This is a genomic window from Streptomyces sp. NPDC026500 (assembly GCF_055567635.1).
On record NZ_JBVHQB010000015.1, the window covers coordinates 189,366 to 201,742 of the forward strand.

10 protein-coding genes and 5 tRNA genes are annotated in these 12,377 nt (G+C 69.4%); 4 read left to right on the plus strand and 11 right to left on the minus strand.

Features of this window, described 5'->3' with window-relative positions; translation table 11 throughout:
* Nucleotides 1–246: 246 nt before the first annotated feature.
* From ACZ4N5_RS26450 to ACZ4N5_RS26500, 11 genes are all read right to left on the minus strand, one after another.
* Nucleotides 247–319 (minus strand) — tRNA-Glu (locus ACZ4N5_RS26450).
* Between the two features lie 29 nt (nt 320–348).
* Nucleotides 349–420, minus strand: a tRNA-Gln gene (locus ACZ4N5_RS26455).
* A 15-nt stretch (nt 421–435) separates the two neighbouring features.
* Nucleotides 436–508: transfer RNA gene (locus tag ACZ4N5_RS26460), tRNA-Glu, on the minus strand.
* A 62-nt stretch (nt 509–570) separates the two neighbouring features.
* Nucleotides 571–643: transfer RNA gene (locus tag ACZ4N5_RS26465), tRNA-Glu, on the minus strand.
* A 43-nt stretch (nt 644–686) separates the two neighbouring features.
* Nucleotides 687–758 (minus strand) — tRNA-Gln (locus tag ACZ4N5_RS26470).
* A gap of 90 nt (nt 759–848) precedes the next feature.
* Complete coding sequence (locus ACZ4N5_RS26475) at nt 849–1,583, minus strand: HAD family hydrolase (RefSeq protein WP_467759533.1); 735 nt, start codon at nt 1,581–1,583, stop codon at nt 849–851.
* 36 nt (nt 1,584–1,619) lie between these two features.
* Nucleotides 1,620–2,864, minus strand: coding sequence for a FlgD immunoglobulin-like domain containing protein (locus ACZ4N5_RS26480; protein WP_467759534.1), 1,245 nt, complete (start codon nt 2,862–2,864; stop codon nt 1,620–1,622).
* The gene (locus tag ACZ4N5_RS26485) at nt 2,798–3,385 is read right to left on the minus strand and encodes a hypothetical protein (RefSeq protein WP_467759535.1); all 588 of its coding nucleotides are present in this window, start codon (nt 3,383–3,385) and stop codon (nt 2,798–2,800) included. Before ACZ4N5_RS26485 ends, ACZ4N5_RS26480 begins: the two co-directional genes overlap by 67 nt.
* 331 nt (nt 3,386–3,716) lie before the next feature.
* Complete coding sequence (gltX, locus tag ACZ4N5_RS26490) at nt 3,717–5,192, minus strand: glutamate--tRNA ligase (protein WP_467759536.1); 1,476 nt, start codon at nt 5,190–5,192, stop codon at nt 3,717–3,719.
* On the minus strand, nt 5,185–5,961 hold the full coding sequence (locus tag ACZ4N5_RS26495) for a fumarylacetoacetate hydrolase family protein (RefSeq protein WP_467759537.1): 777 nt from the start codon (nt 5,959–5,961) through the stop codon (nt 5,185–5,187). The genes gltX and ACZ4N5_RS26495 overlap by 8 nt, the downstream gene beginning before the upstream one ends.
* Nucleotides 5,962–6,144: 183 nt before the next feature.
* Nucleotides 6,145–6,333 carry a hypothetical protein gene (locus ACZ4N5_RS26500; RefSeq protein WP_467759538.1) on the minus strand — a complete coding sequence of 63 codons (189 nt, stop codon included), beginning with the start codon at nt 6,331–6,333 and terminating at the stop codon, nt 6,145–6,147.
* Nucleotides 6,334–6,937: 604 nt separating this feature from the next.
* Here ACZ4N5_RS26500 and ACZ4N5_RS26505 point away from each other — a divergent pair.
* From ACZ4N5_RS26505 to ACZ4N5_RS26520, 4 genes are all read left to right on the plus strand, one after another.
* A complete protein-coding gene (locus ACZ4N5_RS26505) occupies nt 6,938–10,672 on the plus strand; it encodes a sensor histidine kinase (protein WP_467759539.1) in 3,735 nt (1,244 codons plus the stop codon).
* A gap of 9 nt (nt 10,673–10,681) precedes the next feature.
* Nucleotides 10,682–11,095: a roadblock/LC7 domain-containing protein gene (locus ACZ4N5_RS26510; RefSeq protein WP_266765867.1), complete on the plus strand. Its 414-nt coding sequence runs from the start codon at nt 10,682–10,684 to the stop codon at nt 11,093–11,095.
* A gap of 111 nt (nt 11,096–11,206) precedes the next feature.
* Entirely contained in the window at nt 11,207–11,605 is a 399-nt protein-coding gene (locus tag ACZ4N5_RS26515; protein ID WP_059131717.1) for a DUF742 domain-containing protein, read from the plus strand.
* Nucleotides 11,586–12,161, plus strand: a complete 576-nt coding sequence (locus tag ACZ4N5_RS26520; protein ID WP_028802395.1) for a GTP-binding protein — start codon at nt 11,586–11,588, stop codon at nt 12,159–12,161. The genes ACZ4N5_RS26515 and ACZ4N5_RS26520 overlap by 20 nt, the downstream gene beginning before the upstream one ends.
* The last annotated feature ends 216 nt before the right edge of the window (nt 12,162–12,377 follow it).

Here is a 12,377-nt window from a genome sequence, read left to right on the forward strand (position 1 = left end):
GGGACGGGCCGGCCTCAACGCCGCGGCAGGCCCTCCACGAAGCGCATCGTCCCGTACGCGGGGTGTGCCGGCCCCCGAGGCCCGGCGCACCCCGCGCTCTCTTTTCCGGCGTGATCGAACTCATGGCGATGTACGCCGAGTTGATCACGGCCGGCGCACAAGAAGTCGATCACCGGCCCGGCGAACGAGAATGCGTCGGGAACGCCGAAAGGGCCCCCACCGAAGTGGAGACCCTTTCGTTTCGTGTACCCCCGACCGGATTCGAACCGGCGCTACCGCCTTGAGAGGGCGGCGTGCTAGGCCGCTACACAACGGGGGCCTCGATCTTGCGTTTCCGCAGATCAGGAGCTGGGCTACCAGGACTCGAACCTAGAATGACGGTACCAGAAACCGTAGTGTTGCCAATTACACCATAGCCCATGGTGGTTTAGACCGTACCCCCGACCGGATTCGAACCGGCGCTACTGCCGTGAGAGGGCAGCGTGCTAGGCCGCTACACAACGGGGGCCCTAGCGATCCTGCATGAGGGGCAGCGGGTGCGACCCGAACTGCCTCCCTGGGAAGGATCTGTACCCCCGACCGGATTCGAACCGGCGCTACTGCCGTGAGAGGGCAGCGTGCTAGGCCGCTACACAACGGGGGCGTTGCGGATCTGGATCTCCGCGTGTGCAGATGAGCTCTGCGAGCTGGCCTACCAGGACTCGAACCTAGAATGACGGTACCAGAAACCGTAGTGTTGCCAATTACACCATAGGCCATTAAAACGCAACCCCGTACGGGGATCTTGTTTTAGTCAGCTCCTCCGGGCTCCGGCCTTTCGGCCCGCTCCCGGCGGCGCAGAAAGAACATTACCCGAAGGTGGACCGCGCTCCAAAACGGGTATCCGCGCCGAGGAGCGCCGGCAACTCGGCCAGCGAGCCGATGCGATGCGGACCCGTCCGCCCGACGGCGCCGACCGGGTGAGCGCCGTCACGGTCGATCCAGACCGAGAGCAGACCCGCGTCGGCGGCGCCCTGTCCGTCGATCTCCGGGTGGTCCCCGACATAGGCGACCCGGTGCGGCGGCAGGCCCAGGGCGTCGCAGGCCGCGTGGAAGGCGGCCGCGGCGGGTTTGGAGACGCCGAGTTCGGCGGCGCACAGGATCGCCTCGAAGCGGTCGTGCACGCCGAGGACGCGCAGCTTGCGGTCCTGCACGAGGAGGCTGGAGTTGGACAGGACCGCGTGCCGGTGGCTGGCGCCGAGGGTGTCCAGGGCGGGCAGGACGTCCGGGAAGAGGCTCCAGGCGCATTCGTAGTGCGTGATGTACCGGTCGAACCACGCGTCGGCCTCGGTGTCGCTCAGCCGCTCCCCCAGGAACACCCTGACGCGCTCCCGGCGCTGGCCCGGCCAGTCCGTCTCGCCCGCCGAGAACCTCGCCCACTGCTCGTCGGTGACCTCCCGCCAGCGCGTGAGGGCCTGCTCGACGGTCGCGCTGCCGTCGAGCAGGCCCTCGGCCGCGAGGTGGCCCCGCATCCCGGCCCGGTCCGCGGCCGTGTAGTCGAAGAGCGTGTCGTCGATGTCCCAGACCACGGCGTCGATGCTCATGCACCGACCGTAGCCCCGGATGCGGGCCGCTGTCCCTCAGGGGGTCGTGGTCGTGCCGGTCAGCGTGAGCGCGGGGCCCTGGCCGTCGCGCGGGTTCGCGGTGACCGTCCAGGTGTAGGTGCCTCGGGGCACGGTGGCGCCGGCATCGGTCCTGCCGTCCCAGGAGGCGCGGACCGCCGCGGCGTCGGTGGCTCCGGTCAGCGTGCGGACGACCGTTCCGGAGGCGCTGCTCAGCGTCAGGGTCCAGTCGGCGGGCTTGTTCAGCTGCCACACGGGCCGCCACGGGGACAAGGTGCTGGGCCCACCGGGCTGCGGGTCGGTCTGGGCCTCCTCCATCTGCGCGAGCGGCGAGGCCGGCACGCCCGCCGTGACGATCGCCACCTGACTCCGGTCCGTGAGATACGCGACGTTCCCGCCGAACCGGTCGACCGCCCAGCGGCCGGTGCTGCCGCCGGTGTTCTGGTCCCCGGCGGGCAGCACGGCCACGGTCCGGGTGGTGGCCGTACCGGTGTGGAAGTCGGTGAGCAGCAGCTCGTGCGTGGTGCGGTTCTCGCGGACCAGATAGCCGTCGGCGAGGCGGGCCCGGCCGACCGGGACCGTGATGGCGCGGCCCGCCGCACGGTCGTAGACGCCCGCGGGGCCGGCGGAACCGCAGCTCCAGTACAGCCAGGTGTCGACGGCCTGGATCTCGCTGGGTGTGCAGGGGGCGCCGGTGTCGACGGTGGCGACGTTCTTCTTGGCCTTCAGGTCGTACGCCACGACGGTGCCCTGCGTACTGCCGGGGGTCCACAGTCGCTGGCCCCAGACCGCGGCGGCGGTGCGGGGACGGTCGAGCGCGGTCTCGCCGGCGGTGGCGCCGCGCGGGAAGTCGGTGACCCGCCGGCTGCCGGGGGTACCGCCGTTGTAGAGGACATAGCGGCCGGTGCCGGTGCCGATACGGCCGGCGGCGTCGGCGGTCGGCACGCTGACCAGCGTCGTGGCGTCGGGTCCGACGACCAGGACGTGCTCCCCGCCCTGCGCGTCGGTCCACAGGGAGGCCACCCGGCCGTCGCCGAGGGCTTCGAGCTGCGGGCAGTCGGCGTCGCCGCCCAGGCAGGTCGTGGGCGCGAGCGCCGGGCCACGACGGGACTGCAGGCCGGTGGGCCGGCCGGCGGTGTCCAGCGGGACGGCGTAGAAGCCGTGGACGCCGCCGACGCGCGTCGTGTTGCCGTACATCAGCAGCTCGCCCCCGGCGAGCGCGATGCCGTCGGGGACGGTCTGCCAGGCGGGTACGTCGAACACCTTCGCGGCGGTGGCCGTGCCGTCCTCGGCGGGGGTGACCCGGTAGACGTGCCAGTCGACACTCGACGGGCCCGCCGTGGCGAGGGCGCCGCCGTCCGGGGTGGGCAGGTAGGCGCCCTTGGAGTGGGCGAGCAGGTGCGGGCCGTGTCGTCCGTGAGCGAGACGGCCGTGAGTTCGGGGGTGGCGCCGCCGGGCAGGAACATCGCGTTGGCGGTCAGGAGTTGATCGCCAACCACGGCCTGGGCCTCGCCGAGATAGGGGGCCGTGATGGTGTCCGGGGCGGTACCGGGGGCGGAGTCCACCCGGATCGCCTTGTTGCCGTTGACGACCCAGCGGTCGTTGAACACTATCTTCGGGGAGCTGCCGACGGCGGTGAGATAGGTGCGGAAGCTGCCGTCCGCGAGGTCCACGAGTCCCGCGGCGGTGCCGCCGTCCACGGTGTAGACGACGGCGAGGCGGCGGACCGAGCCGCCGGTGACGAAGGTGCCGGTGAGCTGGGCGCCGCTGGGAAGCCCGGTCACCGGGAGGGTCTCGTGTGCTCACGAAGCGCCAGTGCGCCGTGTCCGGTGCGCTGTGTTTCAGGGGGAGGGGACCATGATCCGTTCACGAAGAATCGCCGCGGTGGTCCTCGGTGGGGCCGTGGCCCTGTCGAGTGCCGTGCTCGCCGGGCCCGCGCAGGCCACGCCCGCCGCCGACACACCCGTGGCCACCGTACCGCTCAGCCATACAACTGCCCCATCGGGAGCGGGAGTTGACAGGAAGAGTGAACTCCGGGCGACCAATGGGTGCACGCCGAGGGGGCGGTGTCCGAAGTGGACACCGCCCCCTGTGGATACGTCGTACGGCTGCCGGCTACGCGGTGAGCCGCTCCAGTGCGGCGTCGACGCGGGCCAGCGTCTTCTCCTTGCCCAGGATCTCCAGCGACTCGAAGAGCGGCAGGCCGACCGTGCGGCCGGTGACGGCGACACGGACCGGGGCCTGCGCCTTGCCGAGCTTGAGGCCGTGCTCCTCACCGGCAGCCAGGACGGCCTCCTTGAGGGACTCCGGGGAGGACCAGTCGGCCGCGTCGAGCTTCTCGCGGGCCGTGCGGAGCAGGGCGTCGCTGCCCTCCTTCATGGCCTTCGTCCAGGAGGCCTCGTCGACGGCCGGCTCCGGCAGGAACAGGAAGTCGACGTTGTCCGTGATCTCGGAGAGGACCTTCATGCGCGACTGGGCGTGCGGGGCGATCGCCTGCCACTTCGCCTCGTCGAAGTCCTCCGGCGCCCAGGGCGCGAAGGGGGCGTGCAGCCAAGGGGCACAGCGCTCGGTGAAGTCCTTCACGTCGAGCAGGCGGATGTGGTCGGCGTTGATCGCCTCGCACTTCTTCAGGTCGAAGCGGGCCGGGTTCGGGTTCACGTCCGTGACCTCGAACGCGGCGACCATCTCGTCGATGGAGAAGATGTCTCGGTCCGCCGAGAGCGACCAGCCGAGCAGGGAGAGGTAGTTCAGCAGGCCCTCGGGGAGGAAACCGCGCTCCCTGTAGAGGTTGAGCGAGGACTCCGGGTCGCGCTTGGAGAGCTTCTTGTTGCCCTCGCCCATCACGTACGGGAGATGGCCGAAGGCCGGGGTCTCCTTGGCGATGCCCAGCTCGGTCAGCGCCTTGTAGAGGGCGATCTGCCGCGGGGTGGAGGAGAGCAGGTCCTCGCCGCGCAGGACGTGGGTGATCTCCATCAGGGCGTCGTCGACGGGGTTGACCAGCGTGTACAGCGGCGCGCCGTTCGCGCGGACGATGCCGTAGTCCGGAACGTTCTCCGGGAGGTACGTGATCTCGCCGCGGACCAGGTCCTCGAACGTGATCGCCTCGTCGGGCATCCGGAAGCGGACGATGGGCTCGCGGCCCTCGGCCTCGTACGCGGCCTTCTGCTCGGCGGAGAGGTCGCGGCAGTGGCCGTCGTAGCCGGAGGGCTTGCCGGCGGCCCGCGCCGCGTCGCGGCGGCTGTCCAGCTCCTCGGTCGAGCAGTAGCAGTGGTACGCGTGGCCCGCGTCCTGCAGCTTGCGGGCGACATCCTGGTAGATGTCCATGCGCTGCGACTGGCGGTACGGCGCGTGCGGGCCGCCGATCTCGGGGCCCTCGTCCCAGTCGAAGCCCAGCCAGCGCATCGAGTCGAGCAGCTGGTCGTACGACTCCTCGGAGTCGCGGGCCGCGTCGGTGTCCTCGATGCGGAAGACCAGGGTGCCTTCGTTGTGCCGGGCGAACGCCCAGTTGAAGAGGGCGGTGCGGACCAGGCCCACGTGGGGGTTGCCGGTGGGAGAGGGACAGAAACGTACGCGGACGTTCGCGTTAGCCACGCTTGATCACCTTGTTGGTGAGAGAGCCGATGCCTTCGATGGTGACGGCGACCTCGTCGCCGACGTTCAGGGGGCCGACCCCTGCCGGGGTGCCGGTGAGGATCACGTCGCCGGGGAGCAGCGTCATGGCCTCGGTGATGTTGACGATCAGATCCTCGATGGAGTGGATCATCTCGCTGGTGCGGCCGAGCTGCCGCTGCTGCCCGTTGACCGTGCACTGGATGGTGAGGTCGGTGGGGTCCAGGTCCGTCTCCACCCAGGGGCCGAGCGGGCAGGAGCTGTCGAAGCCCTTGGCGCGGGCCCACTGCTTCTCGCGCTTCTGGACGTCGCGGGCGGTGACGTCGTTGGCGCAGGTGTAGCCGAGGATGACGTCCTTGACCCGCTCGCGCGGGACCTCGCGGCACATACGGCCGATGACGACCGCGAGCTCGGCCTCGTGGTGCAGCTCGCTGGAGAAGGAGGGGTACTGGATCGGGTCACCCGGACCGATCACCGAGGTCGACGGCTTGAAGAAGGCGAACGGGGCGTCGGGCACCTCGTTGCCGAGCTCCTTGGCGTGCTCCGCGTAGTTGCGGCCGAAGGCCACGACCTTGTTCGGGAGCACCGGCGGCAGCAGCCGGACCTTGCTCAGCGGGACCTTCGTACCGGAGAGCTCGAAGTCCGCGAACGGGATGCCCTTGATGATGTCGAGGACGAGCTCGTCCGGCTTGTCGCCCTCGACCGCGCCGAAAGCGACGTTGCCGTCGATGGAGAATCTGGCGATGCGCACGGGATCCTTGCGCCCCTCACTGAGCTGGCTGGAGTCTGACGCTCCAGGCTAACGCGGCAAGGGCTGCGGACTTCGCGTATATCCGCCGGGACGGTGAGCGGCGGCCCCCGTCCGGGCGCTGAACGACCCGAGGGGGCCACGCGCCGCGCGCGGGCCCCCTCGGTCACACCGTGCTCGCTCCGCTCACTCCGCGGCGGAGGCAGCGACCGGGATGTCCATGAGGACGGTACGGCGGGGGTTGGCCGTCTGCAGGGGAAGGTCGACCGAGTGCTCCGGCCGCTCCGGCGTCCGCAGGCCATCGGCGTCCTCGAGGTGCGCCAGCGTCGTGCGTCGCGGATTGGCTATGTTGCGGAACATCATCGTCGTCTTCACCGTTTTGCTCGACCTTGTCGTCCTGGGCGCCGGTCGGGGTCAAAGAGCCCCACATAGGCGCGGGTTGTCGGATTCGCCATCCCTGTAAAGCGTCAGGCTAAACATTCAATTCCCGGGCGATGCCGTGAAGACGCCATGATCGCCGTGTGAGTTTCCTCACTCACCGATGGACAAACCGGTCAATCACGGCCCTCAACCCAGGCCGACCAAACGGACATTACTCCACTGAACCAATCATTCCGCTCCTGATCATCGCGACTGGGACACGGTATATAGCCCAACGGCTCGTAGGCATACGCCCGGTATGTACGAGATCCCCTTGCACACCTCGTGACGTGACCCTCACATGCTGTCACGGAGGTCACAGCCTGGTACTCGGGCCTTGTTGGAGATCCTGCACTGTGCTGGAATTCCTCGGACCGCCGCGGAATCACGAATCCGGCGCGCAGGGGCGCTACGCAGCGCCGAGTGGCGGCGGGATAGGGGGAGCCTGCGCCGGTCACTCAGACCACATACGAGAGGCGCATCTGTGCCTCCCGTAACAACGCCGACACCGTCCCGCCGTTCCAGCGGAGGGGCGCCTGGTCCAGAGGTTGCGACGCTAGTGCAGGGACGTTTCAAGAGGGATGGCAGCGCTTCGGCGGAGCCGGAGCCGCGCGGCGGGACCGACCGCGGTTCCTCGCCCCAGCACGCCCAGAACCCGGGACCGGCAGAGGTCGGCGGCAGCGGCGAACACTCCGCTCGCGCCGGCGCGAAGCCCAAGGCTCCCGCCACCACGACGGCCGCCACACCGAAGAGCACACCGGGCCCCGGCTCGCGCGTAGCTCTGCGGAACTGGCGCATCTCGACACGACTGGTCTCGCTGCTCGCGCTCCCCGTGGTCGCCGCGACCTCGCTCGGTGCGCTCCGCATCAACGAGTCGATGGACAACATCCAGCAGCTCGACAACATGCGGCTGCTGACCGAGATGACCAAGCAGGCCACCGAGCTCGCCGCCGCCCTCCAGAAGGAGCGCGACGAGTCGGCCGGTCCGCTGGCGCACGGTGCCCTGGCCAACGACTACACCGTCAAGGGAGTGCGTGACGCCACCGACGTCGCGAAGAAGCACTTCCTCCAAGGCACGCAGCAGGTCGACGACGCCACGGCCAACGGTCAGTTGTCCGGTGTGCACGACAGCCTCGTCGGTGTCGTCAGTGAGCTGTACAAGCTCAACCAGATCCGCAGCGACGCCTACAGCGACCCCCAGAACTCGACCCAGACGGTGGACGCGTACCACCGCCTGGTGACCGAGCTCCTCGCCCTCTCGCAGGACATGGCCGAGGCGACCAGCAACCCGGAGATGATCCAGCGCACCCGTGCGCTGGCGTCCTTCTCCGCCGCCAAGGAGTACGCCTCCGTCCAGCGCGCCGTCATCGCCGCCGCGCTTCCCGAGCAGCCGAAGACCTTCGGTGTCCTCTCGAAGAACGACCAGCAGTACGCGCTCTCCGCACAGGAGAGCCAGGAGTCCGAGAACGAGAGCTTCAAGAACATCTACGGCTCGGGCAGCGCTGACCTGCTCCTGCCGATCGAGGGCGACAACCCGACGATCAAGTCCGCCGACCAGTACGCCAAGCGCGTACTGAGCGGCCCGGACGGTCTGAAGACGCAGAACAAGCGCTCGTACAAGGACTGGGTCGACGACGACTCCGCCAAGATCGATCAGATGTCGAAGATCGAGACCACGCTGCTCGGCGAGATGGAGCAGAAGGCCCGTGAGCTGCGCAACCAGTCCCAGAGCGAAGCGATCGTCTCCGGTGTCCTGATCCTGCTCGTCCTCGGTGTCTCGCTCGTCGGCGCCTTCGTCGTGGCCCGCTCCATGATCCGCTCGCTGCGCCGCCTCCAGGACACCGCGACCAGGGTCGCCCAGAACCGCCTGCCCGAGCTCGTCAAGCAGCTCTCGGAGTCGGACCCGCAGGACGTCGACACCTCCGTCGAGTCGGTCGGTGTGCACTCCCGGGACGAGATCGGCCAGGTGGCCGCGGCCTTCGACGACGTGCACCGCGAGGCCGTCCGCCTCGCCGCCGAGCAGGCCCTTCTGCGAGGCAACGTCAACGCGATGTTCACCAACCTCTCGCGCCGCTCCCAAGGTCTTATCCAGCGTCAGCTCTCGCTCATATCCGAGCTGGAGTCCCGCGAGGCCGACCCCGACCAGCTCTCCTCGCTGTTCAAGCTCGACCACCTCGCGACCCGCATGCGCCGTAACGGTGAAAACCTTCTCGTTCTCGCCGGTGAAGAGCCCGGTCGCCGCTGGACCCGTCCGGTCCCGCTGGTCGACGTGCTCCGCGCCGCCGCCTCCGAGGTGGAGCAGTACGAGCGCATCGAACTCGCCTCGGTCCCGACCACCGAAGTCGCCGGCCGGGTCGTCAACGACCTCGTGCACCTGCTCGCAGAGCTGCTGGAGAACGCCACGTCGTTCTCCTCCCCGCAGACCAAGGTCAAGGTCACCGGTCACGCCCTGCCCGACGGCCGGGTGCTGATCGAGATCCACGACACCGGTATCGGTCTGTCCCCCGAGGACCTGGCCGCGATCAACGAGCGGCTCGCCGCTCCGCCCACGGTGGACGTCTCCGTCTCCCGCCGCATGGGTCTGTTCGTGGTCGGTCGTCTGTCGCAGCGTCACGGCATCCGCATCCAGCTGCGTCCGTCCGACTCCGGTGGTACGACCGCGCTGGTCATGCTGCCGGTGGACGTCGCGCAGGGCGGCAAGAAGCCCATGCCGAACAAGCCGGGCCAGGGTGCCTCCGGCGGCGGCCCTGCAGCGGCGCAGGCTTCGGCCGGTGTGGCCGCGGCCCGTCGCTCGAACGGCTCGCAGAGCGGTCCCTCGCTCGGTGCCGGTGCCCCCGCCGCTCCCGGTGGCCCCCTCGGGGCCCCGCCGCAGCGCGGGCAGGTCGGCGCAGGCCAGGGTCCGCGGGCCGCACTCCCCACGAGCAACCAGGGCGGTCGCCCGGGTGCTCCCGGCGGAGCGCGTGGTCCGCAGGGTCAGGGTGCCGGTCAGGGCAGGCAGGCGCCGGCCGGCGCGAACGCCTTCGGGCAGAGCCCGCAGGGCTACCAGGCCGGGAACGGCATGCCGCAGCAGGGATACGGCGGCGGATCGGGCTCCCCGAACGCCTTCGGTGACACCTCCGGCGGCCAGAACTCGTTCGGCAACGGATCCGGCGCCGGCCAGAACGCCTTCGGCGACAGCAACCCCGCGGCCGCCGCTCCGGCGCCCGCGCAGGCACCGGCCAATGGCAAGGGCAGCCGTCGTCGGCCGCAGCTCCCGGGTCGCGGTGGCGCGCGTGCCGAGCTGCCCGGTGGCAACACGGGTTCCCGCACGCCGAGCTGGAGCGACGACAACGCGCAGCCGCCGGTTCCGCGTACGTCTCTCGACACCCCGCGTGGCCACGAGGACCCCGAGTCCACTTCGCGCATGCCGCGGATCGACGATCGCCAGGGCCCCGCCTCCACCGCGGAGTTCGCCCGTCCCGACTTCGACGCCCCGCGCCCCGGCGCGAGTGCGCCGCAGAACAACGGCCAGAGCAACGGCCAGTACGGCTACAGTTCCGGCAACCAGTCCTCCGTCGGCCAGAACCCGGCCGGCACGGGACAGTTCGCCACCCAGGGCTACGGTGCCTCCCAGGACCCGTCGTCCACCGGCCAGTTCGCCCAGCCGGGCTACGGAGCTTCCCAGGACCCCTCGTCCACCGGGCAGTACGCGACGCCCGGTTACGGCAACGGTCAGGGCTCGTCGTCCACCGGGCAGTACGAGCGGCCGACCACCCCCCAGCCGCCCGTCCGCCAGGAGCCCGAGGCGCTTCCGCCGGCCTCGAACCCCGGTGACGGCCGTACCCCGCTGTACGACACGCTGGAGACCAACTGGTTCCACGGTCAGGCGAACGGCTCGGACGGCGCTCCCACCAACGGCACCCCCCAGAACAACGGTTCCCAGGGATTCACGCAGGTTGCCCCCCAACAGCCGCAGACTCCCCCGGCTCCGCAGCGACCGGCCGCCGCACCGGCCGCTACCACGTGGCGCAGCTCTCCGAACGACGATCTCGTCAAGCAGGCAGAGCGCGCCCGTAAACCGTCGGCAGGCGGGGTCACCACCTCAGGCCTGCCGCGCCGCGTCCCGCGAGCCAACCTCGTCGCGGGCACGGCACAGCAGCAACAGCACCAAAGCGGTCCGCAGGTCTCGCGTGCGCCTGATGACGTACGCGGCCGGCTGACCAATCTCCGTAGGGGCATTCAGCAAGGTCGACAGGCCGCTCCCAACGGCCAGACCGGCAGCTTCCCCAGCCCCACTCACCAGCAGGAGCGTTAGTTGAGCCCGATGAGCCAGGCGGCACAGAACCTCAACTGGTTGATCACCAACTTTGTGGACAACACCCCCGGGGTGTCCCACACCGTCGTCGTGTCCGCCGACGGACTCCTTCTGGCAATGTCCGAAGGCTTCCCCCGCGACCGCGCGGACCAACTGGCGGCCGTCGCCTCCGGACTCACCTCGCTGACTGCCGGGGCTTCCCGGATCTTCGAAGGTGGAGCGGTGGCCCAGACGGTCGTGGAGATGGAGCGCGGCTTCCTCTTCCTGATGTCGGTTTCGGACGGATCGTCCCTCGCGGTCCTCTCCCACCCGGAGTGCGACATCGGTCTCGTCGGCTACGAGATGGCACTGCTCGTCGATCGTGCGGGCGCTGTCCTCACGCCGGACCTGCGTGCCGAACTACAAGGCAGTCTGCTTCACTGACCGCCCCCGGATCCAGACACCGCACGAAATCACCGTCCGGCCGCCACAATCCCCCCACCGGCCCCAACAGACGGCACGACTGACCGACTTGCTGTCCCGCCCGGAGGATTCATGACCCCGCCCACCGCCTCTCATGATCCGTACGCTGAGCCGTACGGGGACGAGGGCGACCAGCCGCTGGTACGTCCGTACGCGATGACCGGCGGCCGGACCCGGCCGCGGTACCAACTCGCCATAGAGGCCCTGATCAGCACCACGGCCGATCCGGCCCAGCTGATGGGACTGCTTCCCGAACACCAGCGCATCTGCCACCTGTGCCGGGAAGTGAAGTCGGTGGCCGAGGTGTCGGCCCTCCTGTCCATGCCTCTCGGCGTGGCCAGGATCCTCGTCGCGGACCTCGCGGAGGCCGGACTCGTCGCCATTCACCAGCCTGGCGGCGATGAGAACAACGGCGGCGCGCCGGACGTGACTTTGCTCGAAAGGGTGCTCAGTGGACTTCGCAAGCTCTGACGGAGGCCGGGCGACCACCTCCGCGAAGATCGTCGTAGCGGGTGGCTTCGGTGTCGGCAAAACCACGTTCGTGGGTGCCGTTTCCGAGATCAACCCGCTGCGCACCGAGGCCGTCATGACCTCCGCCTCGGCGGGCATCGACGACCTCACCCACACCGGGGACAAGACCACCACCACGGTGGCCATGGACTTCGGCCGTATCACCCTCGACCAGGACCTGATCCTGTACCTCTTCGGTACGCCGGGCCAGGACCGCTTCTGGTTCATGTGGGACGACCTGGTCCGCGGTGCCATCGGCGCCGTGGTCTTGGTGGACACCCGGCGTCTCGCCGACTGCTTCCCGGCGGTCGACTACTTCGAGAACAGCGGTCTGCCGTTCGTCATCGCCCTCAACGGCTTCGACGGTCACCAGCCGTACAACCCGGAGGAAGTGCGCGAGGCTCTTCAGATCGGCCCGGACGCTCCGATCATCACGACGGACGCGCGACACCGTGCAGATGCGAAGAGCGCTCTGATCACCCTGGTCGAGCACGCCCTCATGGCACGGCTGCGGTAGCAGCCAAGTAGACAGCTCCGTATGGAAGTTGTCGTAGACGCATTGGAGCCGACTGTGTCGTTTGACACGGTCGGCCACAGTGTTCATAACGTTTCGACAGAGAATTTCACCGACCCCGACACGCATCGCGGTCACCCGGTGCCACTGCGCTCATGAAAGCCCCGCCTTTTGGCGGGGCTCGCTCTTTATGACCGTTTTATCTGTGGCCGGTGCCAC